Origin of the sequence: Undibacterium sp. TJN25, assembly GCF_049339885.1 — a bacterium.
Taxonomy (GTDB): Bacteria; Pseudomonadota; Gammaproteobacteria; order Burkholderiales; family Burkholderiaceae_D; genus Undibacterium.
In genome coordinates this window covers 120,814-144,707 of sequence record NZ_JBMPPM010000008.1, presented here as the reverse complement: position 1 = coordinate 144,707, position 23,894 = coordinate 120,814, and the positions used below count along the sequence as shown (strand labels likewise).

25 protein-coding genes and 1 pseudogene are annotated in these 23,894 nt (G+C 57.1%); 13 read left to right on the top strand and 13 right to left on the bottom strand.

From position 1 onward, the window contains the following. Window positions 1-13 precede the first annotated feature (13 nt). The 9 genes and pseudogenes from ACO0LO_RS20305 to ACO0LO_RS20265 all read right to left on the bottom strand — a co-directional run bounded on the left by ACO0LO_RS20305 (window position 14) and on the right by ACO0LO_RS20265 (window position 7,248). Window positions 14-606: pseudogene (locus ACO0LO_RS20305) on the bottom strand (malonic semialdehyde reductase). Between the two features lie 20 nt (window positions 607-626). Continuing rightward, the gene (locus ACO0LO_RS20300; RefSeq protein WP_422966794.1) at window positions 627-1,019 is read right to left on the bottom strand and encodes a RidA family protein; all 393 of its coding nucleotides are present in this window, start codon (window positions 1,017-1,019) and stop codon (window positions 627-629) included. Then, window positions 1,016-1,939 (bottom strand): dihydrodipicolinate synthase family protein, encoded by a 924-nt coding sequence (locus ACO0LO_RS20295; protein ID WP_422966792.1) that lies wholly within the window; start codon window positions 1,937-1,939, stop codon window positions 1,016-1,018. The genes ACO0LO_RS20300 and ACO0LO_RS20295 overlap by 4 nt, the downstream gene beginning before the upstream one ends. A 36-nt stretch (window positions 1,940-1,975) precedes the next feature. Beyond that, the gene (locus ACO0LO_RS20290) at window positions 1,976-2,974 is read right to left on the bottom strand and encodes an alpha/beta hydrolase (protein WP_422966790.1); all 999 of its coding nucleotides are present in this window, start codon (window positions 2,972-2,974) and stop codon (window positions 1,976-1,978) included. Further along, window positions 2,974-3,801 (bottom strand): ABC transporter ATP-binding protein, encoded by an 828-nt coding sequence (locus tag ACO0LO_RS20285; protein ID WP_422966788.1) that lies wholly within the window; start codon window positions 3,799-3,801, stop codon window positions 2,974-2,976. The genes ACO0LO_RS20290 and ACO0LO_RS20285 overlap by 1 nt, the downstream gene beginning before the upstream one ends. A gap of 28 nt (window positions 3,802-3,829) precedes the next feature. Then, a complete protein-coding gene (locus ACO0LO_RS20280) occupies window positions 3,830-4,573 on the bottom strand; it encodes an ABC transporter permease (protein WP_422966786.1) in 744 nt (247 codons plus the stop codon). 20 nt (window positions 4,574-4,593) lie between these two features. Beyond that, a complete protein-coding gene (locus ACO0LO_RS20275) occupies window positions 4,594-5,136 on the bottom strand; it encodes a VOC family protein (RefSeq protein ID WP_422966784.1) in 543 nt (180 codons plus the stop codon). 18 nt (window positions 5,137-5,154) lie between these two features. Next, a complete protein-coding gene (locus ACO0LO_RS20270; RefSeq protein ID WP_422966782.1) occupies window positions 5,155-6,174 on the bottom strand; it encodes an ABC transporter substrate-binding protein in 1,020 nt (339 codons plus the stop codon). A gap of 135 nt (window positions 6,175-6,309) precedes the next feature. Further along, window positions 6,310-7,248 carry a fumarylacetoacetate hydrolase family protein gene (locus tag ACO0LO_RS20265; protein ID WP_422966780.1) on the bottom strand — a complete coding sequence of 313 codons (939 nt, stop codon included), beginning with the start codon at window positions 7,246-7,248 and terminating at the stop codon, window positions 6,310-6,312. Window positions 7,249-7,375: 127 nt separating this feature from the next. On the opposite strand from ACO0LO_RS20265, the gene ACO0LO_RS20260 reads away from it, so the two are divergent. Next, complete coding sequence (locus ACO0LO_RS20260; protein WP_422966778.1) at window positions 7,376-8,365, top strand: 2-hydroxyacid dehydrogenase; 990 nt, start codon at window positions 7,376-7,378, stop codon at window positions 8,363-8,365. A gap of 69 nt (window positions 8,366-8,434) precedes the next feature. Here ACO0LO_RS20260 and ACO0LO_RS20255 read toward each other — a convergent pair whose 3' ends face one another. Beyond that, window positions 8,435-8,935 (bottom strand): VOC family protein, encoded by a 501-nt coding sequence (locus tag ACO0LO_RS20255; RefSeq protein WP_422966776.1) that lies wholly within the window; start codon window positions 8,933-8,935, stop codon window positions 8,435-8,437. Between the two features lie 264 nt (window positions 8,936-9,199). Here ACO0LO_RS20255 and ACO0LO_RS20250 point away from each other — a divergent pair, with 264 nt between their 5' ends. From ACO0LO_RS20250 to ACO0LO_RS20195, 12 genes are all read left to right on the top strand, one after another. Continuing rightward, window positions 9,200-9,856, top strand: a complete 657-nt coding sequence (locus ACO0LO_RS20250; protein WP_422966774.1) for a GntR family transcriptional regulator — start codon at window positions 9,200-9,202, stop codon at window positions 9,854-9,856. Window positions 9,857-9,960: 104 nt separating this feature from the next. Then, complete coding sequence (locus ACO0LO_RS20245) at window positions 9,961-10,884, top strand: LysR substrate-binding domain-containing protein (protein WP_422967042.1); 924 nt, start codon at window positions 9,961-9,963, stop codon at window positions 10,882-10,884. A gap of 159 nt (window positions 10,885-11,043) precedes the next feature. Continuing rightward, a complete protein-coding gene (locus ACO0LO_RS20240; RefSeq protein ID WP_422966772.1) occupies window positions 11,044-12,513 on the top strand; it encodes a 2-hydroxymuconic semialdehyde dehydrogenase in 1,470 nt (489 codons plus the stop codon). A gap of 9 nt (window positions 12,514-12,522) precedes the next feature. Then, on the top strand, window positions 12,523-12,924 hold the full coding sequence (locus tag ACO0LO_RS20235; protein ID WP_422966770.1) for a RidA family protein: 402 nt from the start codon (window positions 12,523-12,525) through the stop codon (window positions 12,922-12,924). A gap of 7 nt (window positions 12,925-12,931) precedes the next feature. After that, window positions 12,932-13,723, top strand: a complete 792-nt coding sequence (locus tag ACO0LO_RS20230; RefSeq protein WP_422966768.1) for a 2-keto-4-pentenoate hydratase — start codon at window positions 12,932-12,934, stop codon at window positions 13,721-13,723. Window positions 13,724-13,782: 59 nt separating this feature from the next. Then, complete coding sequence (locus ACO0LO_RS20225) at window positions 13,783-14,748, top strand: acetaldehyde dehydrogenase (acetylating) (protein WP_422966766.1); 966 nt, start codon at window positions 13,783-13,785, stop codon at window positions 14,746-14,748. Between the two features lie 10 nt (window positions 14,749-14,758). Then, the gene (gene dmpG, locus ACO0LO_RS20220) at window positions 14,759-15,814 is read left to right on the top strand and encodes a 4-hydroxy-2-oxovalerate aldolase (RefSeq protein WP_422966764.1); all 1,056 of its coding nucleotides are present in this window, start codon (window positions 14,759-14,761) and stop codon (window positions 15,812-15,814) included. Then, the gene (locus ACO0LO_RS20215) at window positions 15,811-16,617 is read left to right on the top strand and encodes a 2-keto-4-pentenoate hydratase (protein WP_422966762.1); all 807 of its coding nucleotides are present in this window, start codon (window positions 15,811-15,813) and stop codon (window positions 16,615-16,617) included. The genes dmpG and ACO0LO_RS20215 overlap by 4 nt, the downstream gene beginning before the upstream one ends. After that, window positions 16,614-17,066, top strand: a complete 453-nt coding sequence (locus ACO0LO_RS20210; protein WP_422966760.1) for a RidA family protein — start codon at window positions 16,614-16,616, stop codon at window positions 17,064-17,066. Before ACO0LO_RS20215 ends, ACO0LO_RS20210 begins: the two co-directional genes overlap by 4 nt. Before the next feature lie 10 nt (window positions 17,067-17,076). After that, window positions 17,077-17,643 carry a 3-hydroxyanthranilate 3,4-dioxygenase gene (locus ACO0LO_RS20205; protein ID WP_422966758.1) on the top strand — a complete coding sequence of 189 codons (567 nt, stop codon included), beginning with the start codon at window positions 17,077-17,079 and terminating at the stop codon, window positions 17,641-17,643. Further along, window positions 17,643-18,650, top strand: coding sequence for an amidohydrolase family protein (locus tag ACO0LO_RS20200; protein WP_422966756.1), 1,008 nt, complete (start codon window positions 17,643-17,645; stop codon window positions 18,648-18,650). The genes ACO0LO_RS20205 and ACO0LO_RS20200 overlap by 1 nt, the downstream gene beginning before the upstream one ends. A 114-nt stretch (window positions 18,651-18,764) precedes the next feature. Beyond that, window positions 18,765-20,144, top strand: coding sequence for an amino acid permease (locus tag ACO0LO_RS20195; protein ID WP_422966754.1), 1,380 nt, complete (start codon window positions 18,765-18,767; stop codon window positions 20,142-20,144). A 181-nt stretch (window positions 20,145-20,325) separates the two neighbouring features. Here the strand turns inward: ACO0LO_RS20195 and ACO0LO_RS20190 are convergent, their stop codons facing one another. The 3 genes from ACO0LO_RS20190 to ACO0LO_RS20180 all read right to left on the bottom strand — a co-directional run bounded on the left by ACO0LO_RS20190 (window position 20,326) and on the right by ACO0LO_RS20180 (window position 23,694). Continuing rightward, a complete protein-coding gene (locus ACO0LO_RS20190; RefSeq protein WP_422966752.1) occupies window positions 20,326-20,667 on the bottom strand; it encodes a c-type cytochrome in 342 nt (113 codons plus the stop codon). Window positions 20,668-20,844: 177 nt separating this feature from the next. Further along, a complete protein-coding gene (locus ACO0LO_RS20185) occupies window positions 20,845-22,554 on the bottom strand; it encodes a hypothetical protein (protein ID WP_422966750.1) in 1,710 nt (569 codons plus the stop codon). A 105-nt stretch (window positions 22,555-22,659) separates the two neighbouring features. Beyond that, a complete protein-coding gene (locus ACO0LO_RS20180) occupies window positions 22,660-23,694 on the bottom strand; it encodes a porin (RefSeq protein ID WP_422966748.1) in 1,035 nt (344 codons plus the stop codon). Window positions 23,695-23,894 lie beyond the last annotated feature (200 nt).

Sequence of the window (23,894 nt, the reverse complement as noted above, 5' to 3'; positions counted from 1 at the left end):
GTGTAGGTGCTGCTTATAACAGGCTGCAGGCCTGGTCGAAACTGAGGCGCGGACTGCGCGGGAATATCTTGCTGTAGTCGCCAAAACCGACATTGCACAAAAAATTTACCTTCAGCCTGCCGTCGGCAAAAATTCCCGGTTGACCGCGGCTGCGTCAAAACCGGAAACCGGCCCGCAATCCAGTCCCAGAGAGCGCGCCGCCAGCATGAAATAGGCGCCCTGCAGGCTACCGTTGCGAAACGCCGTTGTCTCCGCCAGTTCTGCATTGGCGGCGAACAGCGAGCCGGCACCCGGATTGTGCGGGAACAGCTGCGGCAATTTTTCATGGAAATACAAGTCATGCGCGATGACCGCAACGACCGGGGCCGACATTACCTTGTCGGTATTCCCCTTGTTCAGCGCAGGCCGCAAGCGCTCCTTGGCTGCCTCACTGCGCAGTAACAGCAGGCGTACCGGCGAGGAATTGACGCTGGTCGGTCCCATCTTCATCAGTTCATACACATCCTCCAGCAACTCGTCAGGCACGGGCTGGTTGAGCCAGCCGTTATGAGAGCGCGCACGGCGGAACAGCAGGTCCAGCGCGTCGTCATTCAGTATTTTCAGCATAGACAAATCAAGGCAAAGAATTAAAGCGGTTTGTAAGCGGTCGCGGTTAACTCCACCGCCATGTGCGCATGCGGTAATTGCTGCACTGCGACGGTGGTGCGCGTGGCGCGGCCGTCAAAAAATTCGGCATATACCGCGTTATATCCGTCGAACTGGCGCATGTCAGCGAGATAGCTGGTGATGGCGACGCAATCCTCCAGGCCGGCTCCTGCTTCCTGTAGCGCGGACTGGATTTTTCGGATGACGATGCGAGTCTGAATGTCTATATCGCGGACGATACTGCCGTCTTCCAGGCAAGTAGTGCCGCCAATGCTTCCATCCGCCTGGCGCGCGCTCATGCCGGAAACAAAAATGAAATCTCCGGCACGGCAAAAACTGGGATATTTCCCCAGCGGGCGGATCTGCGGCATCATGACTTCCCTCCTGCCGGCAAGCCGGGCATGCTGAAACTGGCGGCGTCGAGCGCAGCCAGCAGCTCTGCCTTTTTATCCGCTGCGAGGCTGCTGAGCGGCGGCCGCTGGATCTGCCATGAAGGGATGCCGCTGTAATGGCTGATCGCAAACTTCAATGCCGCGATCATCGGGTAACCCTGGAAAATTTTCCTGATGACGTCCGCCTGATGCTGCCACTGCACCGCAGCTTCCGTATTCCATCCAGAGCACAAGCGGCCGATAGCGGCCGGATTCACGTTGATGGTGGCCGATATGCAGCCTGAAGCACCCAGCGGCATTGCGCGACTGAGAAAACTTTCCGATGCCGGGAAAATCGAAAAATCGGGAAAATGATTCAGCATCGCCTCCAGGTTGCCCCAGTCGCCCGAGCTATCCTTGATACCTGCAACCTGCTGCGGATAACGCTTGATCAGCCGCTCTATCAGGCCGAGGCTGATGGGCACACCGGAGAACGCGGGGATGTGATATAGGTAGACTCGCAGGTCCGGCAGGCCTACCCGCTCTATCACCTCGGAGTAATACGCAAACAGGCCGTCGTCGCTGAGGTTCTTGTAGAAGAAAGGCGGCAGCATCAGTACGCCTGCACAGCCGTGTACCGTTGCGTGGCGGCTCAGCTCCACAGTGTCCTGTATCGTGCAGCAGCCGGTTCCTGGCAGGGCGCGCCGCGCGTCAATGCCATGCTGCACCAGCTTGTCCAGCAAGACCATGCGTTCTGCCGTCGTCAATGAATTGGCTTCGCTGTTGGTGCCGAACATTGCCAAACCCGCGCCCTGTTGCAGCAGCCAGCGGCAATGGGCAAGGTAAAGCTCGAAATCGGGGCTGAGATCCGGCTTGAATGGGGTTACTACGGGCGCAAAGACGCCTGTCAATTTATTTGACATAATTTTCCTCCGCTAGGAAACGTTGAAGTGTGAGGTTTAGCCCGGGGTGAGCGGCCTGGTACTGGCTATAAAGTCGATCAGTGCCGGTCCCAGGGTGTGATCTTCGGTATCCAGGTGCGCGACGATGGACGTATGGTTGTGTTTCAGGACCTGCAGGAAACGGTGGCTGAATTTTCTGGCGCCGGGCGCATTCGAGGCTTCCGTTATCTTGTGAAAAAATTCCGCGCCATAGGCATCGAGATAGGGATTTTCAAATTCTGCAATCACCACCATCGTGGGTGTATCTATTCTCTGCGCATGGGTAACCGGAGACCGCTGCTCATAGCGTGCAGTGTCGTCCCCCCAGTAGGCGCGTACACCTCCGGCATTCGGATTGTCCGGTAGCACGTCGGCACGGAGCCTGGCGCTGACCAGAATCAGGCCGGAAATCCTTGCTTGGCCGCGGGCGTCAACCATTTTTGGATCAAGCGCATAAGCAGCCGCATGCGCTCCGCCAGCGGAATGCCCAAGCAATACGATATGCTGCGGATTGCCACCGTATGCGGCGATATGCCGACGTATCCACTCAACGGCCGCAGCCACATCTTCGGCGCCTCCGGGATAGGCGGCCTCGGGAGCCAGCCGGTATTCCAGGTTGACGGCAACAAACCCGTGCCGGGCAAAATACCGCGGCACATTGCCATAGATTTCTGCATTGCTGTTCATGTCGCCGCGCAAAAATGCACCGCCATGCACGAATACGATAACCGGCAATTGCGCGAGCCTGCTGGCACGCGGATCGATGGCTGCTGCGGGCTGATAAATGTCCAGCCGGTGGCGCGCATGCGCGCCGTAGCTGACGTCTGCGGTCACGCGCAAACCTGTCCGATCCGTCGCTGCGAGTACAGGGGTATAGATATCCAGCACTTTCTGGCGGTTGCCGGCAATGTCCTGGCTCCAGTGCGGCCCCATTTCGGTCAGGATCGCCTGATCTTTTACCGGCAGTCCGGCAAAAGCCTGTTTCTGTCCTGAGTTTCCGGTGTTGACGGCAGACATTAATACACCCCCATGATCTGGCTGATCTGCGCAATGTATTCGCCATAACGCGGATTCCCCTTGATGCTTTCAGGGCGGCGCGGACGTGGCAAATCTATCGCAATATCATGAATGATCCTGCCGGGACGGGCTGACATCACCAGCACACGGTCGGACAGGAATACTGCTTCCTGAATGCTGTGCGTCACCAGCAATACGGTCTGCATGCGTTCCTGCCAGATGCGCAGCAATTCCACATTCAGCAAGTCCCGCGTCAAGGCATCCAGCGCGCCGAAGGGTTCGTCCATCAGCAGGATGCTCGGATCCAGCGCCAGTATCTGCCCTATCGAAGCACGTTGCCGCATACCGCCGGACAACTGGTGCGGATGGTTGTTTTCAAAACCGGACAAGCCCAGCATGCGTATCAACTCCCTCACCTTCGGGGCGATGCTTTCTTTGGGAATTTTGCGCAATTGCGCGCCCAGCATCATGTTCTGTTCCACGGTCAGCCAGGGCAGCATATTGCTGGTCTGGAATACCACGCCGATTTCCGGGATGGGCTTGGTAATCGCCCGGTTATTCACCTGCACCACGCCCTCGCTATGCGGCACCAGGCCAGCTACGATGCGCAACAAAGTGCTCTTGCCGCAGCCGCTCGGTCCTAGGATGGAAACAAATTCCCGTTCACGAATGGACAGTGACACATCTTCCAGCGCGTTCACGGCATGCTTGCCTGGAAAGCGCTTGACCACATCGGCAACCCTTATCACTTCTTTCGCAAGGGATTCTTTCGGCCCTGCAGCCGGCGCTGCGGCCACCGGCTGGCTGACCATCATTTTCAAGTTCATAGTAGGTTCCACTTGGTCCTCTCCGTCTTCACACGGACTTGCCGCGCCACCACACGGCGCGCGACATGACTTCGACGATCCAGTACAGGATACTGGCAAGGAAGGTGATCACCAGGATTGCGGCAAACATCAGATCGGTTTGGGCATTGGCGGTAGCCAGTGTCATCAGGTGGCCAAGCCCGTTTTCCGAACCGATAAACTCGCCAACGATGGCGCCTATCACCGCCAGCGGCATCGCGATCTTGATGCCGTCCACAAAGCTTGGCAGTGCCGAAGGCAGTTGCAGGCGGATGAAGGTGTCCCAGCGCGATGCGCCGAGGGCGCGGAAGTGTTCGTCCAGGTTGGCCGAGATACCGGACAAGCCACCCAGCGATGCAATCACCAGCGGGAAAAAGGCAAACAGAAAAGTGGAAGCGATCTTGGATGCAAAGCCATAGCCGAACCACACTATCATCAACGGCGCCAGCGCAATCTTCGGCATGCTTTGCAGGGCAGTGATGAACGGATACAGCGTGCGCTTGGCAAAATCGCTGAAGTGGATGGCTACCCCCAGCAGCACACCGCCAAACACGGCAGCGGTAAACCCCACCAGCACCTCCACCAGCGTCACCCAGCTTTCGCTGACGATCAGCTCGCGTTGTTCCCAACCGGCACTGATGACCTTACTCAATGGCGGCATCAGATAGCTGCGCACACCAAACAGCGCAACCCCATATTCCCATATCAGGGCGAACAGTCCCCAAAATACAATTGCTTCTATCCAGCGTCTCATTTGTCTCGCTCCGGCAGCTTTTAGCTTTTCTTGGTTTTTGCATCGATCACCGCTTGCGGCGGCGGCACGACAAAGTGCTTGAAACGGTACTGGTCGAAAGAATCGATATTCCTTTCCCATACTTTCGCTTCATGCGGAATTCCTGCGGGTATCTGCGTCATTTCGCAATACACTTCGACATTATTGCCGTCAGGGTCCTTGAATACGAGGAACAGGTTTTCTCCCGGCCCGTGCTTGCCTATGCCACGCACGATTTCCACGCCATGGGCTTTCAGCACTTCCACCGTGCGCTCGATTTCCGCCCTGTCTTCCACCAGATAGGAGAAATGCTCGACACCCGGGCGGCTGTAGCGCGGCAGGTCATTGATGTCGGGTGAATCCTTGGGAATTTGCGACAGCGCCAGATCATGATGATCGGCGCCTGAACGCAGGAACACCATCTGATCATCTATCCAGTCCGACACCTGGAGCCCCATTACCTCCGTATAGAACTTGACGGATTTCTGGATATCCCTCACGACGAGTACCAGATGCCCCAGTTTTTTGGGTCTTAATTTTTCCATACCTGTCTCCTGCCTGATCTATTCAACAAAACGGTTGGTATATATGTCCGAAGTCTTGACGCTATCGGTCACATTGAAAGCTTTCTTGACGAAACCCACCGTGTATTGCATGCGGTCCACGCGCATCCAGCCAGTTTTCTTGCCGGTCGCTTCGGGATCTACCATCAACTGGCTGGTTTCTTCTATCTGCTGGCGCAATACCTTTTTATCGATGAGTTTTTGCTGCCTGGCGACCAGCTCCACCGCTTCCTGTGGATTCTTGCTCTGGAATTCGTATCCGCGGTAGGTCGCCTGTACGAAGCGCTTGACGAGGTCAGGATTGGCGGCAATCAGCTTCTCTGTGGTAACGATGCCGTTACCGTATAAATTCAGGTTGTAATCACGGTAGCGCAACGCGCCGAGCTTCATGCCGTTTTTCTCAGCCAATTGCTCCAGCACAGGCTTGTTGGCGCCTTCCCAGCATTCTGCGAGGTCTATGCTGCCGTCAAGAAACGTCGTATTGATGACTGCCGGATCCAGCCGCAGCAGCTTGACATAGTCAGCCGGCAGTTTGTTCACCTGCAGCCACGCAGGCACCAGGTTCTGCAATGGCGATGCTGCGCCGCCGCCTATCGACATTCCCTTAAGATCGGCAATGGACTTGATTTTGCGGTTCGGTTTTTCCAGGTAGCACAGCGCAGCGGGCCAGCGGGTATTGATCGCACCCACCATGACAGTCTTGCCGCCTTGGGCGCGATTCAGCATGATGCTGATCGGGTCGCCATAACCGAACTCAAACAGGCCCTGGTCAATTTCATTGACGGTACGCTGCCCGCCATAACCGCGGGTGGTGCTGACATCGAGCCCGGCTTCGCTGTAGTAGCCCTTTGCAATGGCCACCAGCACGCCGCTGGTGCTGCCTTGCGGCAGCCATGCGAGGTTGAAACGTACCTTGTCCGCCGCCAGGGCGGACACGCAGACCGCCAACAGGGCCAAGGCTAACAGGCCCGTCGCCAGCTTTTTATCCAGGCGTAAACCCACGCCTCTATCGATATGCATACTCTTCAATTTGTCTGTCTCCAAAACGCTAAACAATTTGCTACGCAACTTATTCAGGGGTACCGTATCGCGGTATTGCCGGACTTGGTCTTTTTTATCCGCAACAGGCTTTTTCCCTTTCAATGCATTTCTTGCTCAGGCAGCCACTACCCAGTTCCTGATACTGCCTATCTTTTCTATCGTTGCCGTCATCTGGTCGCCGTGTTTCAGGTAGACGCCGCGCCCCATCCCCACGCCGGTCGGCGTGCCGGTTGCAATCAGGTCGCCGGGACGCAAGGTCAGGATGCCGGACAAGTAGGCAATCTGCTCGGCGATATTGAAAATCATGCCTTCGGCCGTATCATCCTGCATCATTTCGCCGTTCACTTCCAGTTGCATGCGTAATTGCTGCGGATGTGCGATGCAGTCGCGCGGCACCAGCCACGGCCCCATGGGACCGAAAGTATCGTGGCTCTTACCGCGGAACCAATCGTGCTTGAAGGGATAATCGCTGCGGCGGTTCAGGTCCCTTGCGCTGATGTCATTGAACACCGTATAGCCTGCGACATAATCGTATGCATCTTCCACGCTGACGTTGCGGCAACTTTTGCCGATGACCACGCCCAGCTCCACTTCCCAGTCCAGCTTCTCGGTGTCGCGCGGCATCACCACCTTGGTATCGGTCGCGGTAACGCTGGTTTCGGCTTTCATGAAGCAATAAGGCGCGCTTTCTTCACGCGGCGCCAGTTCGGTGCCCATCTCGCGCGCATGCTCATAATAATTCGACGCCGCCCCGAAAATCCTGCCTGGCACATAGGGCACGCACAGACGATAGGACGCAGGGTCCAGCGGATGAATAAGCCCTTTGACCAGCAAGGCCGGTACTGCCGTCGCCAGTTGCCTGAAACCTGCCGCGTGCTTTTCCCAGTCCTGGACCGCATTGGCAAGCTTTGCGTCGGCACCCAGCCCTGCCGCCAGATGTGGGTTAGCCTGTAATAAAGCGTGCAGATCATACATTGCATCGCCCACTACCAAACCCGTTTTTTCGCCTGCGGTTCCCTGTCTATCTTCGTAAGTCGCTATTGCGTGCCACATTAAAACTGTCTCCTCTTGGTAATCCGACATACATTTAACTCATTAATGAATACAATAAATCTTATATGTATACATTGCAAGCTAATTGTGTAAAAATTTTCTTCACTTATTCTAAGGAAGCACACTCATGACAAACATCTCTCCCCTCAGCCATGCCAAGGAAACCGGCGCGCCCTGGGTCCTTACACTGATCCCTATGCAAGCGCCGTTTATCGCGGATTTGCAACAGCACTACGGCCTGGTCAACTTGCCAAATATCGAGCAGCTGAGTCAATTGGCGGCGGCCCAGCGACAACAGATAGGTATGGTTGTTACAAATGGGAGCACCGGTCTGTCGGCTGCACAGATGGATTTGCTGCCACAAATACGGCTGGTCAGCAGCTATGGCGCAGGCTACGAAAATATTGACCTGACGGCAGCGGCACGGCGCGGCATTGCCGTTACCCATGCCCCGGGCGTCAATAACGCCACTGTTGCTGACCATGCGCTGGCGCTGATGCTGGCCATCGCGCGCGGCGTGCCGGAACTGGACCGCGCCGTCAAGGCCGGAGCCTGGCTGCAAAGCCGTGGACAGCGGCCCGCCGTCAACGGCAAGCGGCTTGGACTGCTGGGGATGGGAAATATAGGCGAACTGATCGCCAGGCGCGCAGCGGCCTTCGACATGCAGATCAGTTACCACACGCGACGGCCCAGACCGAGCCTGCCGTACCGGCATGTGGATAGCGTCGTTGCGCTTGCAGCCGCCAGCGACTACCTGGTGCTGGCCTGCCCCGGCGGAGCGGCAACCCGGCACCTGGTCAACCGTGATGTGTTGCAGCAATTGGGGCCGCAGGGCTTCCTCGTGAATATCGCGCGCGGTAGCGTGGTGGATACAGCCGCACTCATAGAGGCGCTGGAGGAAGGACTGATCGCCGGCGCGGCGCTGGACGTAATCGAAAACGAACCCGAGATTCCGCCGCAAGCCCTCAATATGGACAACCTGATCCTGACGCCGCATATTTCCGGACGTTCGCCAGAAGCGCAACTGGCTCAGCACCAGGCACTGATGGAAAATATCGCAGCCTGCCTTGCCGGTACGCCTTTGAAAAACAGCCTGCCTGAAAACGGCACATCCTGAAAATAGCGCAGCTGCCGGTATCCCCCCGGCAGCCAAAAGTTTTTCTGGCGGGCTTCGCTTTTATTTTGTTTATTTGATGCCGCTACGATCCGCTTTCAGATCCGGGTTCCTGAAAGCAGGACCTTCCGCCGCAGATACGACATCCTTGGCTGCGCCGCCCCAGCCATGATCGGTCAGGTCAATGATGATGCCATCCGGATCGCGATATTTGACTTCGTAGAAAATATTGCCCTTTACCGGAACCTCGCCCATGTAATAGGTGCCGCCGGCCGCCTCGGCCTCTGCCCTGGCCGCGACGATATCGTCCACCCAGACGCCGATATGGTGCAGGCCGACAAAGTCCTTGCCTCTTTCCTCACCGGCAGCCTGGTCGCTTTTATAGTTCAGCAAGGCGATGGACATGACCCCATCACTCAGGTAAACACCACGGGCCAGTGAGGAATCCGTTTCACCGACCTTTTTAAAACCGAAGGCTTTTTGATAAAACTCTGCCGTCTTCCAGGGATCAGGTACCGATATCGCGATATGACGCAATTTATTGCCGGACTTGCTACTGGTGTCTTTACTCATGCTATGCGCTCCCGTTGATTGATCAATTCGTTTTTATCAAAAAACATTTTACTGAAGCCCTAATTATATGTATACATTTAATTTTATTTAAATTTTTAAATAAAAATTGGTATTTATATATAGTCATAATATTGTTGCCACACTTTATATGCGCAAACTCTGCAGGTAAAATGCAACACTTGCTGAGGGGCCGGGATCCCCGCTGCAATCTCGTCATAACAAAGCAAACAAAACGAAGCCGACAAAAAAGAAAAGAGTGAATCGATGGAAACCATCTCGATGAAAATTTACCGCGTGCTGGCGGATGAAATCATCAGCGGCACGCTCGCTCCGGGCCAGAGCCTGGAAGAGATCGCATTGTCTGAACGTTTTCAGGTATCGCGTACCCCTATCCGCCAGGCGCTGCGCGAGCTCGCCGCCCGCGGGCTGATCGAACTGCGGCCGCGCAAGGGTGGCATCGTTATCAGTATCAGCCTGGATGAACTGGCCGACATGCTGGAAGCGATGTGCGAACTTGAAGCGCTGTGCTGCCGTATCTGCGCCGAGCGCATGAGCGCGGTACAGAAGAAACAGCTGGAACTGATCCACGTGCAAAGCCAGGAGCGCATAGAAAAAGGCGATGAAGAAGGCTACCTGGAACTCAACAAGAAATTCCATCACCTGATCAGCGTCGGCGCGCACAACAAATGCCTGACCGACACCATGGACAACCTTCGCAAGCGCCTGACGCAGTTCCGCGCCGCACAGGCCGGCGTAGAGCGGCGGCTGGTGATGTCGCACGACGAACATGACGCAATCATGGCGGCCATACTGGCTTCCGATGCGGAGAAGTCCTATATCGCCATGCGCAACCATGCGACACGCCTCAGCATCCATGTGCTGGAAGTGATCAAGGATCGCCAGGCTGAAACGGCTGGCTGACACTCCGCGCCAGCTCTCAACAAGCCACAGCAAGCCACTGCAAGCCAATTACACAGGAGCAGCATTTGGACACACCGCGCAGCAATATCCCCCTGGTTGACGTCATGCTGCGCCGGCTTAAGCTTAAGCCGCTGCTGATCTTCGACCGGGTGCTGGCGTCCAGTTCCATCGCGCGCGCGGCCAAGGAACTGAACCTGACACAGCCCGCCGTGACGAAAGCCATACAGGAACTGGAAACCGACCTGGGCGTGGAATTATTTGAACGCACCAACCGTGGCGTCGTCCCTACCTTCTACGGCACCTTGCTGGGCGGCCATGTCAAATCCGTCATCGCCGAATTGCGCCATCTGACTGACGAACTGAATTCCTTCCGCACCGGGGAATCCGGCCACGTGATTATCGGCACGCTGATTTCCGCTTCAGCACGCCTGCTGCCGATTGCCATCGCCAAACTCAAGCAGGACCGGCCAGGCGTGCTCGTCACCGTGCGAGAGGGGCCGACCGACAGATTGTTTCCGGCACTGGCAACCGGCGAACTGGACCTGGTGGTGGGCCGACTGCCGGAGGCAGACCTGCCGCTGGCGCGCATGTTCAGCTTTGAACACACTGTGCTGTATGAAGAAGCGCTGTGCGCCGCCGTCTGGAATGAACATCCGCTGACGCTGAAGAAAAAAATCCCGCTACGCGATCTGCTGGACTGGCCATGGCTGCTTCCTGTCACCGAATCTCCCGCCAGGCTCACCGCCGAAAAACTGTTCCTGGATGCCGGCCTGAGCATGCCGTCCAACGTCGTCGAATCCCTGTCCTTGCTCACCAACATCGGGCTGATGCAATCCATGCAGGCGATCACGCTGATGCCGCGCGCGGTAGCCCAGCATTTCGCGCAGATGAAGCTGCTGTCCATCCTGGAACTAGGTGATATCGGCCAGTTCGGCAAGATCGGCTATTCGGTGCGCGCGGAAAAAGCAACAACGCCGGCGGCCCTGCATTTCATCCAATGCCTGAAGCTCGCCGCCGCGGAACTGTGATTCTGATAGTCCAGGCCACTTAGCCGGCATCGCTGGTCTGATATAAATAATTAGAATACCCAAGACCTCGTTTTTCATTATATTTTATTTCAAGTCTTTCCTATACTCGCTTAAAAGCTATTCGCCGCAATAGCAAAGCAAGATACCAGGAGACCTGTTTTGAAATCCGATACCCCCGTATTGCTGCGCCATTTCATCAATGGCGAGTTCGTCACCAGCCCCGCAGAATTCGACAATATCTGCCCCGTCGACGGCAGCCTGATTTCCACTGTCTGTGAAGCCGACCGGCAAACGGTCGACATTGCTGTAGCGGCCGCCCGCGAAGCGCTCAAAGGTCCCTGGGCCGGCATGAGCGTGCAGCAGCGTTCGCAGCTATTGCACAAGGTAGCAGACGGCATACAGGCAAGGTTCGAGGAATTTGTCGCTGCCGAAGTGGCCGATACCGGCCGGCCAGTGCACCAGGCACGCAGCCTGGATATCGCCCGCGGCATCGCCAACTTCCGCACCTTTGCCGACCTGGCCTCTACCGCCAACACCGATGCCTATGAAATGCCGACTGCCGACGGATTGGGGGCGCTGAACTATACCGTGCGCAAGCCGGTGGGTGTTGTGGGCATCATTTCACCGTGGAACCTGCCGCTATTACTCTTCACATGGAAGGTTGCTCCGGCACTGGCCTGCGGCAATACCGTCGTCGCCAAGCCATCTGAAGAGTCCCCTTCTTCCGCCACGCTGCTGGCCGAGGTGATGCGCGATGCAGGAATACCGCCTGGCGTATTCAACTTGATCCACGGACTGGGTGCCAACTCGGCCGGCGAATTCCTGACCCGCCACCCAGGTATCGATGCACTGACCTTTACCGGCGAATCCCGTACCGGCAGCACCATCATGAAAGCCGTCGCCGACGGCGTCAAGGAAGTGTCGTTTGAGCTGGGCGGCAAAAACGCAGCCGTGGTCTTCGAAGATGCCGATTTCGATGCTGCAGTCGCCGGCGTGATGCGCTCCTCCTTTACCAATTCGGGCCAGGTCTGCCTGTGTTCGGAACGCGTATTCGTACATAGCTCGCTATTCGACAGATTCGTCACTGCCATCCGCCAAAAAACTGAGGCGCTGAAAATCGGCTTCCCTCATACGGACGGCGTCGACATGGGACCGCTGATTTCGCACGGACATCGCGATAAAGTGCTGTCCTACTACCGCCTGGCATTGGAAGAAGGCGCCAACCTCATCACTGGGGGCGGCGTGCCGTATTTCGGCGACGCTCGCGACCAGGGTGCCTATGTCCAGCCCACCGTATGGACTGGTCTTTCAGACGAGGCGCGTTGCACAAGCGAAGAAATTTTCGGCCCTGTATGCCATATCGCACCATTCGATACGGAGGAAGAAATTATCCAGCGCGTCAACGCCAGCAAGTACGGCCTGGCCTGCGCATTGTGGACCACCAACCTGTCCCGCGCTCACAGGGTATCGCGCCAGATCCATGTCGGCCTGGTCTGGGTCAATACCTGGTACCTGCGCGACCTGCGTACCCCCTTCGGCGGCGTCAAACTGTCCGGACTAGGGCGCGAAGGCGGCCGCTACTCGCTGGACTTCTATTCCGATATCGCCAACATCTGCATCAAGCTATAGGCCACGACCATGCGCATCACCCTGCAATCGGGCAATATTCCTGCCCCCAAGTTTCGCTACAGTCCGTGCGTGAAAATCGGCTCCAGTTACCAAGTATCCGGTATGGTCGCACTGGATCCGGCCAGCGGCACGCTGGTCGCCGGAGGCCCTGCAGCCGAGACCGCGTGCATCCTGTCCAATCTGCAGCGCGCCCTGCCCGACTACGGACTGGGGCTGGACGACTTGCTGATTGCACGCATCTACACCACCCGCATGGACGCCTTTGTCGATATCAACTCCGCCTGGGAAGCGGTATTCACCGCCGACCGGGTGCCGCCGGCCCGTACGTCTGTGGGCGTCAGCGCCCTGCCCTTGGGAGCGTGTGTGGAAATCGAATTTTCCTTCGTCAAATCCGAAGCTTCAATTATATAAGGACACCATGAGCAATCACCTTCAACAAGCAGCAGACCTGCTGTGGAACGCCCATCAGAATGCACAAGCCTGCACGCCGGTGCGCGAACTGATAGGCGGAGGTGCCGACCACGTAGCTGCCGCCTACGCCGTTCAAAAAATCAACACCGACCGCTGGCTTGCCCAGGGCCGACGCCTCGTGGGCCGCAAGATAGGGCTGACCTCCAAGGCTGTGCAAAAACAGCTCGGTGTGGACCAGCCCGATTTCGGCATGCTGTTTGCCGACATGTGCATTGCAGACGGCGAAGAGGTCGGACGCGGCCGGGTAATGCAAGCCAAGGTGGAAGCCGAGATCGCGTTGATCATCGACAAGCCGCTGACACACGGCAAACATACCATTGCCGACATCATCAATGCCACCGCTTATGCATTGCCAGCAATAGAAATCGTCGGCAGCCGCATCGCCAACTGGGACATACGCCTGGCAGACACCATTGCCGACAACGCCTCCAGCGGTTTGTATGTGCTCGGTTCACGCCCCGTCAAGCTGGATGCTTTCGACATCATAGGCTGCGGCATGCTGATGGAGCGGCGCGGCGACCAGGTATCGGTCGGCGCGGGTGCAGCCTGCCTGGGCAATCCGCTCGCCGCCGCCGTCTGGCTGGCAGACATGATGGCGCAGGTCGGCAGCCCGCTGCAACCGGGAGACGTTGTCATGACCGGTGCACTCGGCCCTATGGTGGTGGCAGTCGCTGGCGACGTATTCGAAGCCAGCATCGAAGGCCTGGGCAGCGTGCGCGCGGCATTTGCAGCGGGCTGATCCGCGCTACCGCAATGGTGACGCTGCAGTGAACACCTATTCAATTTTCTGGAGTTTCAATGAATCACAAGGACCAGCAGCACACGGGCGCAGGCAGGCAATGGCCGGTGGCGATCATCGGTTCGGGCAATATCGGCACAGACCTGATGATCAAGATCATGCGCAATGCGAAGTATCTGAAGATGGCGGCCATGGTCGGTATAGACGCGCAATCGGACGGCCTGGCACGTGCCGCCAGACTGGGCGTCGCCATCACGCACGAAGGCATACAGGGGTTGACGGCGCTGCCCAATTTCAGCGACATTAAACTGGTCTTCGATGCCACCTCAGCCGGCGCGCACGCGGAACACAACCGCGTGCTGCAACAGCACGGCATCCAGGTCGTGGATCTGACCCCTGCCGCAATCGGCCCCTATGTCATCCCCGTAGTGAACCTGGAACAGCACCTGTCCAGCCAGAACATCAATATGGTCACCTGCGGCGGCCAGGCGACCATCCCCATCGTGCGCGCCGTATCGCAGGTAGCCACCGTGCATTACGCAGAAATCGTTGCCTCCATCGCCAGCAAGTCGGCCGGTCCCGGCACCCGGGCCAATATCGATGAATTTACCGAAACGACGTCGCAGGCCATCGTCAGCGTCGGCGGTGCTTCACAAGGCAAGGCCATCATCGTTCTGAATCCGGCAGAGCCGCCGCTGATGATGCGCGACACCGTATTTTGTCTGGCGGATGGGTCTGCCAATGAAGAGGACGTGCGCGCATCAGTACTGGACATGGTCAGCCGAGTCAGCGCCTATGTGCCCGGCTACCGGCTGAAACAGGACGTGCAGTTCGACCGCATACCTGCTGACAGGCCTATCAACATCCCGGGACTGGGAAAAATCTCCGGCCTGAAGGTCTCGGTATTCCTGGAGGTGGAAGGCGCCGCGCATTACCTGCCTTCGTATGCAGGCAATCTGGACATCATGACGTCTGCCGCTCTCGCCGCGGCTGAACGGATTGCCAGTAACAAACTGGCCGTATAAAGGAACCGAAATGACAAGTAGGAATGTCAGCAAAGACAAAAAAATCTACATCTCCGACGTCACGTTGCGTGACGGCATGCATGCGATCCGCCACCAGTATTCGCTGGAGCAGGTAGTGGCCATTGCCAGGGCGCTGGATGCGGCAAAGGTGGACAGCATCGAAGTCGCCCACGGCGACGGCCTGCGCGGCTCCAGCTTCAACTACGGCTTTGGCGCGTTTACCGACCTGGAATGGATAGAAGCCGTCGCCGAGGTGCTGCAGCATGCGCGCATTGCAACGCTGCTGCTGCCGGGCATAGGCACGGTACATGACCTTGATGCAGCCTACGGAGCCGGTGCGCGCACCGTACGCATCGCCACCCACTGCACCGAAGCCGATATCTCGCGCCAGCATATAGAACATGCGCGCAAGCTGGGCATGGATACCGTCGGCTTCCTGATGATGTCGCACATGACCAGTCCGCAGCACCTGGCGCAGCAGGCCAAGCTGATGGAAACTTACGGCGCCGAATGCGTGTACGTGGTGGATTCCGGCGGCGCCCTGTCGATGAGCGATGTGCAACAACGCTTCCAGGCATTCAAGGATGTACTGAAACCGGAAACCCAGACCGGCATGCATGCGCATCACAATTTGTCGCTGGGAGTCGCCAATTCCATCGTGGCATTGGAAAACGGCTGTGACCGTATCGATGCGTCGCTGGCGGGCATGGGCGCAGGCGCGGGTAACGCACCGCTGGAAGTGTTTATCGCCGCGGTAGACCGGATGGGCTGGAAGCATGGTACCGACCTGTTCACGCTGATGAACGCCGCCGACGACCTGGTGCGGCCATTGCAGGATAGACCAGTGCGGGTAGATAGAGAAACACTGGCCTTGGGCTATGCCGGCGTATATTCCAGCTTCCTGCGGCATGCGGAAGCCGCGGCAGCAAGATATAACATCGCCGCGGTCGACATCCTGGTGGAACTCGGACGCAGGCGCATGGTGGGCGGACAGGAAGATATGATCGTCGACGTGGCCCTGGACCTGATCAAGCAAAAGGCATTGACACCACAGGAGGCAGCATGAGCTCGGTGCAATCGGTAGAAAACCTCACGGCGCTGGACATTGCTGTTTTGGCCCGCACGCTGGATGAAGCGGCATCCAGCCACCGCGAAATAGATCCCCTGAGCCCGCAACATGGGTTCAGGCTGCAGCAAGCCTACGATATTCAGCACGCATCGATCGCGCTGCGCCACGCGCGCGGCGAAAAAGCCGTTGGCCTGAAACTGGGCTTTACCAGCAGGGCCAAGATGGTACAGATGGGCGTGGACAACCTGATCTGGGGCCTGCTGACGGATGCGATGCTGTATGAAGAAGGCGCTGAAATCAGCCTCGGCGATTTCATTCATCCAAGGGTAGAGCCTGAGGTCTGCTTCCTGACCAGCCGCGACATCAATGGGCCGTTAAACCTGCTGGAGGCAGCCGCCTTCGTTGACGGAGTTGCGCCTGCGATGGAAATTATCGATTCGCGTTATCGCAACTTCAAGTTTACGCTGGAAGACGTGGTTGCCGACAATTGCTCTTCCGCCGGCGTCGTCGTCGGGATGTTCAGTAGCCGGATCAGCGACCTGGCCAACCGCGGGGTTGTCGTGCGTTTCAACGGACGGCCTGTGCTGATGGGAAGCACAGGTGCCATCCTGGGCAATCCCCTGCGCAGCGTGGTGCAGGCTGCACATCTGGCTCACCGCGCAGGCATGGTGATACCGGCCGGCTCACTGATCATGGCGGGAGCCGCGACGGCGGCCGAGGCATTGTTGCCCGGCATCCATGTCAGCACCGAGATCGGCGGGCTGGGCCGGGTGGAATTCGCGACAGGAGCGCAAGCATGAGCACAGACAACAGGCCGAATGCCGCAACGGGCACTCAGGCCCATCTGGTGGAAGGCAAGGCCCGGCCGCGCGGCAAGTTTCCGCATCTTAAGCGCGCCGGCGATTTCCTGTTTGTGTCCGGTACCAGCTCGCGCCGCCCCGACAATAGCCTGGCCGGCGTCGAAGTTGATGCAATGGGCACCACCAGCCTGGACATACGGGAGCAAACCCGGGCAGTGATCGATAATATGGGCGATATCCTGCGCAGCGCAGACGCTGATTTGCAGGACATTGTGGAAATCAGCAGTTTTCTAGTTAACATGAATGATTTCGGCGGCTATAACGAAGTGTACGGCGAATATTTCGGCTACGACGGCCCCACCCGGACTACGGTGGCAGTGCACCAGTTACCGCATCCGCACCTGCTGATAGAGATCAAGGCGATTGCCTATAAACCGCTCACAAAATGAGGTAGACACCATGTTTAAATTTGGCATGCCTTTCAATTTCCAGCGCTGGCTGGATGAACATTCTCATCTGCTTCAGCCACCCGTTGGCAACCAGCAGATCTGGCAGGATGCGGATTTTATCGTCACGGTCGTCGGCGGTCCCAATCTGCGCACCGACTACCACGACGATCCGTTTGAAGAATTTTTCTATCAGTTCCAAGGTAACGCCTATCTGAACATCATGGACCAGGGCAAGGTTGAACGCTTGGAACTGAAGGAAGGCGATATTTTTTTGCTGCCGCCGCACGTGCGCCATTCGCCACAGCGGCCGGAACCGGACAGCCGCTGCCTGGTGATCGAGCGCCAGCGTCCCGCGGGAACCATGGACGGGTTTGAATGGTACTGCCTTAACTGCAACCATCTCGTGCATCGCGTGGATATCCAGTTGAAAAGCATCGTGCGCGATCTGCCACCGCTGTTCGAGCGCTTCTACGGCCATCCGGAACTGCGGGTCTGTCCCCAATGCAAGACCGTCCACCCCGGCAGGCACGCGCATGCTGCTGCAACAGCCGAGCTCAACAACAAGGAAAATTCATAGTGAGCCAAACATCTACACCCGTCGTCGATATCCACTCCCATTTTTTCCCGCCTATCACGCAACAGGAAGCCGCAGCGCTGGACGCCAGCGCCGCACCCTGGCTACAGATACAGGACAATGAACACGGCATGATCATGACCGGCGACAAACCCTTCCGCCCGGTGTATTCCGCACTCTGGGATTCTGCGCGCCGTATAGAAGAGATGGATAGGTCGGGTGTGGATATCCAGCTGATGTGCGCCACGCCGGTCATGTTCGGCTACCGCTATGCGATTGAGCAAGCCCTGCCCTGGGCGCAGCGCATGAACGACTATGCCGTTGAACTTTGTTCGCACAACAACCGCCGCCTCAAGGCACTGGCCCAAGTGCCGCTGCAGGATATCGACGCAGCCTGCCGCGAAGCCAGCCGCGCCAAGGCCATAGGGCACGTGGGTGTGCAGATCGGCAATCATCTCGGCGACCGCGACCTGGATGACGAAAGCCTGCTGATCTTCCTGACGCACTGCGCCAATGAAGATATCCCCATCCTGGTCCACCCCTGGGACATGATGGGCGGCGACAACCGGATGAAAAAATGGATGCTGCCATGGCTGGTTGCCATGCCCGCGGAAACCCAGCTCGGCATACTGTCGCTGATCATGTCAGGCGCGTTTGAACGCCTGCCCGCATCGCTGAAAATTTGCTTTGCGCACGGTGGCGGCAGCTTCGCTTTCCTGCTGGGCCGGGTAGACAACGCGTGGCGCGAACGCGACATCGTCCGCGAAAACTGCCCTCATCCGCCGTCTTCGTATGTGAACCGGTTTTCCGTGGATTCGGCAGTGTTCGACCGGCGTGCGCTATCTTTACTGGTGGATGTCATGGGTGAGGAGCGCGTGATGCTGGGATCGGACTATCCCTATCCACTGGGCGAGCAGAAGGTCGGCGACCTGATACGTTCTTCCGGCTTCCCGGATGCCCGCCGCCAGCGTCTGCTGGGCGGCAACGCACACGCGTTCTTCCAGCTCTAATCCAGCCACACCCGCAATAGAAATAATAGAAATACCTAGCGGAGCGATGCAATGCATCGCTCCGTCGCTTCTACACGTGTAAATCAATACTCAAACAAAATTTCAGGAGATGACATGACTATCCATACCAGGCAATTCGACGACATTGTCGCGCGCGAGCAAGGACTGCACCGCTCGCTCAGCAGCCGGCAGATGTCGATGATCGCCATCGGCGGCGCCATCGGCACCGGGCTTTTCCTGGGCAGCGGTTTCGCCATCAGCTTCGCCGGCCCTAGCGTACTGATCAGCTACGCCATAGGTGCGCTGATCGCATTGCTGCTGATGGGCTGCCTGGCCGAAATGACGGTAGCGCACCCGACCTCCGGCTCTTTCGGCGCCTATGCCGAATACTACGTGAACCCCTGGGCCGGCTTCATGGTGCGCTACGCCTACTGGGCATCCATCGTGCTGGCGATCGGCACCGAGGTCACGGCTGTGGCCCTCTACATGCAATACTGGTTTCCCGGATCTCCGGCCTGGCTATGGATCGTGCTGTTTGCCGGCTGCCTGATACTGGTCAATGCACTGAGCGTGAACATCTTCGGCCTGGTGGAATACTGGTTCTCGACCATCAAGATTATCGCCATCGTGGGTTTTATCCTGCTGGGCGCCTACATGGTATATGCGGCACCGGCAGATGGCCCTATCGGCTTCAAGAACTATCTGATCCACGGAGGGTTTTTCCCTAACGGCGGAAAAGGCATGTGGATCGCCGTCATCGTTTCCATTTTCAGCTACCTGAGCATAGAGATGATTGCCGTCGCAGCGGGAGAGGCGAAAAATCCCGAACAGGCGATTACCAGCGCATTCCGCGCTGCCATGCTGCGCCTGGTTATCTTCTACCTGCTGACGCTGGCGCTGATGCTGGCCATTGTCCCCTGGACCGCGGCGGGCAGCGACAAGAGCCCTTTCGTCAAGGTCATGGAAGCGCTGGATATTCCAGGCGCTGCGGGAGTAATCAATTTCGTGATCCTGGTGGCGGCGCTGTCGGCGATGAACAGCCAGTTGTATATCACCACACGGATGATGTTCAGCCTGTCGCGCGCAGGTTACGCAGCACCCCGCTTTGGTCGCCTGAGCAGGCGTGGCGTACCGGTCGGTGCGCTGGTTCTGTCCTGCGCAGGCATTGCCGTCGCTGCCGCCCTCAGCATCCTGTATCCCAAGGAATCATTTACCTTGATGATGGCAGTCTCCATGTTCGGCGCGATGTTCACCTGGATGATGATCTTCATTACCCATTATTTTTTCCGCCGCAGCTGGACGGCCCAGGGTAACAGGCCGCTGGCTTTCCGCATGTGGGGCTTTCCTTGGCTGACCTTGCTCGGCGCAGGGCTGATGCTGGCCATCATGATCACTACAGCCTATACCAGGGAGTTCCAGATGACACTGCTCAGCGGCCTGCCTTTCGTGCTGGTGCTGAGTATCGTGTATTTCGTGTGGTACCGCAGGCGCTGATTGCGCAAGGCCGCTCTCTTCGGAACGGGAGCGGAGAAAGGAAAGAGAAAGGGTGGTACCGCTGGCGGTCCACCCTTTCTCTTTTAACCGTTTGATTTTCCCCTGCACCATACCTTCCGGTTGCATCAGTTCAAGGTATTGGCCATCCAATTTCGTCGCGGCTGATATGACAGCATCGCGGCTACCTCTTGCTTTCCTGCGCTGCAGCAGCTCCGTTTGCAGTGCCGTTGCTCAGGCTCATGATCCAGTGCGAAAACTGTTCTGCCTCTGCCTCGGTGAGCCCGGTATTCGGCGGCATGGATACGCTGCCCCAGCGGCCTGAGCTCCCTTCCAGCATGCTTTTCTTCAGGTGGGCGAGCGCATTGCTGTCATTCTTGTAGAAGGCGGCAATTTCCTTGAATGGCGGCCCGACCAGCTTGGTCTCCATGGCGTGGCAGGCCCGGCAGGTCTGTTCACTGCTGGAGGCAGCTAGGGCGGGCATGGAGGCCGCCATCAGTACGGTGGCGATAAATAGCGCTTTCATGGCTTTACTCCTGGTGTAATGATTAAACGTATTGCAAAGCCTGCCTACTTTTTATTTGTCCCTTGTAACGGAACAGGCTTTGCAATTCGCTCAAAATAAAAAACTGTGTTGCGCGGCGCCCGGGCCTCCGCACAACACAGTTCTATTATTTTCTATTGCTTCTATTTGCCTCTATTTTTACTTCTTCGCCTGCGGCATCCCGAACACCGCTTCACCCAGCAGTGGCGTGGACAGCGTGTAGATACCGTGGTTGGAGAACACCCAGATCAGATTGCGGTCCCACTCAACGAAGATGCTGTGCACAGGATTAGGCAGCGCACGGATCGACAATGTCTGGCCATCTGTCGTCTTGCGATTCGCATCGATCATTTTCGGCACGAAGTAGGCTGCAATGGTCGGATTCAGTGGATCCTTGACATCGAACATCTGCATGCCGGCGTTGTAGTAGGAATAAGGCATATAGCGCGGGCTCGGCGTACCCGGCTGGATTTGTGCATAGCCGCTGCGTTTCGGTCCGAAGCTGCCGCGACGCTGGCAAAAATCGGTGAACGGCGCTTCCTTCGGTGGTGTCGGCGTAGGCAGCGTGTTGACAATTTTCGGATGCAACGGATCGCGCACGTCGATTGAATAGATCGCCTTCAGCGGCTCGTAGCAGTCTTCGCTCATCGGATAGCCGCTGTAGTAGACCATGCCGGTAGCATCGATTTTTGACACGTCGATATTATCGCCTTCAGTACCGGTGACGCTGACGGGCATGTCGATATGCGACACGGCTCTCAGGTTCTTGGGGTCGGAAATGTCGATCACGTAGAAACCAAAACCGCCCATTGCCGCATAACCGTATTTGCCGCCCTGCTCCACCGTTTTTGGTATGAACAAAGGCATGCGCGAACCCATCCACGATGTCTTGTTGCCGGCACGCGGATTCTTCTTGTATTCCTCTTCTTCACCTAAACGCGAACCGGGCGCCCACCACATCGACAGGCGTTTGGGGTTGGAAGGATCGGATACGTCAAACGCCATCTGACCGCCGGTGTACAGGTAAGTCTTGTATTCCTGGTTGGCAAAACTGTTGTCGGGCGCACCGGCAACGAACAGGTACTGGTCACCGTTATACACGGGCACGTCCTGGCAACCCGAACCCTCTTGGGGCTGGTCCTTGGCGGAATGGTAAGGATCAAGCGACGTTTCCGACAAGAGCTTCCAGTCGGTCCACATCGGGCTAGTGACTTCAAACATGCGGAAACCACGCAGCATCTTGCGTTCACGCACATTCTTCACTTCGTCCGGTTTGGTATACTTGTTCGACAGCAGGCCGTAACGGGTGATCTCATAACATTGCACCGCAATCATCTTGTTCAGCTTTTTATTGAACTTGACATTGAACGGGCCGAACTGATGCTCGCCTGCGCGGGTGTTGAAGGTTTTTTGCTGTACCACCTTGATGTCATGCGGATCGGTGATATCGAACAGGTTATACATCCAGGTTTCATAATCGTACAGATAGCGGCGCCCGTTGAAATCGAACGACGCCTGCCAGCTGTGGCCCGCGCCGGCAACGGATGGCGTGAAATTTTCGACCTTGACGTTTTTCAGGTATTGGTTCTGATCCAGGTAAGGCAGGCTGCCTTCTACCGGATGGGCGCCGTAGGCGTCCGGGGTCATGTCCGGACTCTTGAATTTACCGGTAGCCTTGTCGTAGCCATAACTGCCTGGCGCGGGATAGGCTGGTTCTCCCGGCAACAATACATGGCTTTTGCTGTCGATCGCCTGTGGTGCATCCGGTGCATTCAGGTTGGCGCCGCTGCGCGGCTGCTGGGCAAAGGCCGCGCCGCTCAGGCCGACGCACAGCGTAAGCATCGTATTAATAAGGATTTTGTTTTTCATTGCTTTTTCTTTCATCTGAAAATCTGCTGCGTTGCTGCACGCAGCAGTGTCAGTCTATGCACATGCGTGGATGCTCATGCATTTCCACGCGACCCTGTCAGAAAATCAGAAGGCGTGACGTATCCCCAGCTGCACGCCTTTGTCGGGCGCCGCACCGCTGCTGTTAAACGTCAGCGGGTAAGCTACCGCCGTCGCATTCTTGATATTGATGCGACCGTAGTTGGCATAAAGGTTGGTCCGCTTTGACAACCGGTAGCCGTAGCCGATCAGCAAGCCGTCGGCGTCGCTCAGCTTCACATTGTAGGCGTCTTTTTTATGGACATAGCTGATGTAGGCATTATTAATGGCGTCGATATTCCAGCGCGCCCCCACTTGCACATCCCAGCCCTTGGTCTGAAATCCCACGTACGGAGGATAGGCATAGTATCCGTTGTAGGTGTGGTAGATGAAGGTAGGCTCAACGCTGGCAAAACGGTATGTCAAGGACAGATAATTATCGCGCGACGATTCTATATTGGACGAATAAATATTCTTGATATATTTCTGGTCGCTGACCAGGCCGACATATAAGCCGGCGTTGCGATATTCCACACCGGTGCTGACGACACGGCCATTTTTTGTCGTATCTTCCTGGCCTGCGGTTGCCATGAAGCGGCCTTTGAAGCCGCCAATGACCGGGGTCTGGTACAAGATGGAATTATTTTCCCGGTAAGGAGCGTAGAAAAACTGCATATTGCTGACCAGGCTGTAATCGGCCGACCAACTTGGATCCGCATACGCAGCAATCCAATAGGAAGGCGTATTCTGGCGACCCAGCGACAACGCGCCCCATGCCCCTTTCAGCCCGACATAGGTTTCGCGCGGCGTCGGCCCGACGCCGGTATCTGCCTGGAACTGCATTTGATGCACGAAGAATGCCTGGTTGCCGTCCCCCAGATCTTCACTGCCGCTGAACTCCAGACGCGACGCATTCAAACCACCGCTGGAAATGCGGCTGGTGCTGCTTTGCGGAGTTGAAAGCCGCTCAAGATTCAAATCGATGAATCCTGATATCTTTACCCCATCTTCTGCCAGTGCGTTCGCCGATATGCCGGCCCCTGCAGCCAGCAATGCCGATGCAACTATCTCCTTGAACTTCATTTTGCCTCCTCCATTAAAGATTCCTGGTTAATCTTGCTCTTCCCGTTTATTGATTTCTTTAATACACATCAATTTCATTGTTGGAACTTGTTCGCACCGCCGTTTCCGCGCAGCTCTGGCTGCGTCTTTCTTAGGCGGGCAAACAGTTCGCCAGGCTTCTCATTCATTGCACTGGCGCTGCTGACGACAGCGCCTGGTCC

Excerpts from the sequence above, each read along its gene's own strand:
- ACO0LO_RS20300 (WP_422966794.1), bottom strand. The coding sequence starts at position 1,019 with ATGATGCCGCAGATCCGCCCGCTGGGGAAATATCCCAGTTTTTGCCGT.
- ACO0LO_RS20295 (WP_422966792.1), bottom strand. The coding sequence starts at position 1,939 with ATGTCAAATAAATTGACAGGCGTCTTTGCGCCCGTAGTAACCCCATTC.
- ACO0LO_RS20290 (WP_422966790.1), bottom strand. The coding sequence starts at position 2,974 with ATGTCTGCCGTCAACACCGGAAACTCAGGACAGAAACAGGCTTTTGCC.
- ACO0LO_RS20285 (WP_422966788.1), bottom strand. The coding sequence starts at position 3,801 with ATGAACTTGAAAATGATGGTCAGCCAGCCGGTGGCCGCAGCGCCGGCT.
- ACO0LO_RS20280 (WP_422966786.1), bottom strand. The coding sequence starts at position 4,573 with ATGAGACGCTGGATAGAAGCAATTGTATTTTGGGGACTGTTCGCCCTG.
- ACO0LO_RS20275 (WP_422966784.1), bottom strand. The coding sequence starts at position 5,136 with ATGGAAAAATTAAGACCCAAAAAACTGGGGCATCTGGTACTCGTCGTG.
- ACO0LO_RS20270 (WP_422966782.1), bottom strand. The coding sequence starts at position 6,174 with ATGCATATCGATAGAGGCGTGGGTTTACGCCTGGATAAAAAGCTGGCG.
- ACO0LO_RS20265 (WP_422966780.1), bottom strand. The coding sequence starts at position 7,248 with ATGTGGCACGCAATAGCGACTTACGAAGATAGACAGGGAACCGCAGGC.
- ACO0LO_RS20260 (WP_422966778.1), top strand. The coding sequence starts at position 7,376 with ATGACAAACATCTCTCCCCTCAGCCATGCCAAGGAAACCGGCGCGCCC.
- ACO0LO_RS20255 (WP_422966776.1), bottom strand. The coding sequence starts at position 8,935 with ATGAGTAAAGACACCAGTAGCAAGTCCGGCAATAAATTGCGTCATATC.
- ACO0LO_RS20250 (WP_422966774.1), top strand. The coding sequence starts at position 9,200 with ATGGAAACCATCTCGATGAAAATTTACCGCGTGCTGGCGGATGAAATC.
- ACO0LO_RS20245 (WP_422967042.1), top strand. The coding sequence starts at position 9,961 with ATGCTGCGCCGGCTTAAGCTTAAGCCGCTGCTGATCTTCGACCGGGTG.
- ACO0LO_RS20235 (WP_422966770.1), top strand. The coding sequence starts at position 12,523 with ATGCGCATCACCCTGCAATCGGGCAATATTCCTGCCCCCAAGTTTCGC.
- ACO0LO_RS20230 (WP_422966768.1), top strand. The coding sequence starts at position 12,932 with ATGAGCAATCACCTTCAACAAGCAGCAGACCTGCTGTGGAACGCCCAT.
- ACO0LO_RS20225 (WP_422966766.1), top strand. The coding sequence starts at position 13,783 with ATGAATCACAAGGACCAGCAGCACACGGGCGCAGGCAGGCAATGGCCG.
- dmpG (WP_422966764.1), top strand. The coding sequence starts at position 14,759 with ATGACAAGTAGGAATGTCAGCAAAGACAAAAAAATCTACATCTCCGAC.
- ACO0LO_RS20215 (WP_422966762.1), top strand. The coding sequence starts at position 15,811 with ATGAGCTCGGTGCAATCGGTAGAAAACCTCACGGCGCTGGACATTGCT.
- ACO0LO_RS20210 (WP_422966760.1), top strand. The coding sequence starts at position 16,614 with ATGAGCACAGACAACAGGCCGAATGCCGCAACGGGCACTCAGGCCCAT.
- ACO0LO_RS20205 (WP_422966758.1), top strand. The coding sequence starts at position 17,077 with ATGTTTAAATTTGGCATGCCTTTCAATTTCCAGCGCTGGCTGGATGAA.
- ACO0LO_RS20195 (WP_422966754.1), top strand. The coding sequence starts at position 18,765 with ATGACTATCCATACCAGGCAATTCGACGACATTGTCGCGCGCGAGCAA.
- ACO0LO_RS20190 (WP_422966752.1), bottom strand. The coding sequence starts at position 20,667 with ATGAAAGCGCTATTTATCGCCACCGTACTGATGGCGGCCTCCATGCCC.
- ACO0LO_RS20185 (WP_422966750.1), bottom strand. The coding sequence starts at position 22,554 with ATGAAAAACAAAATCCTTATTAATACGATGCTTACGCTGTGCGTCGGC.
- ACO0LO_RS20180 (WP_422966748.1), bottom strand. The coding sequence starts at position 23,694 with ATGAAGTTCAAGGAGATAGTTGCATCGGCATTGCTGGCTGCAGGGGCC.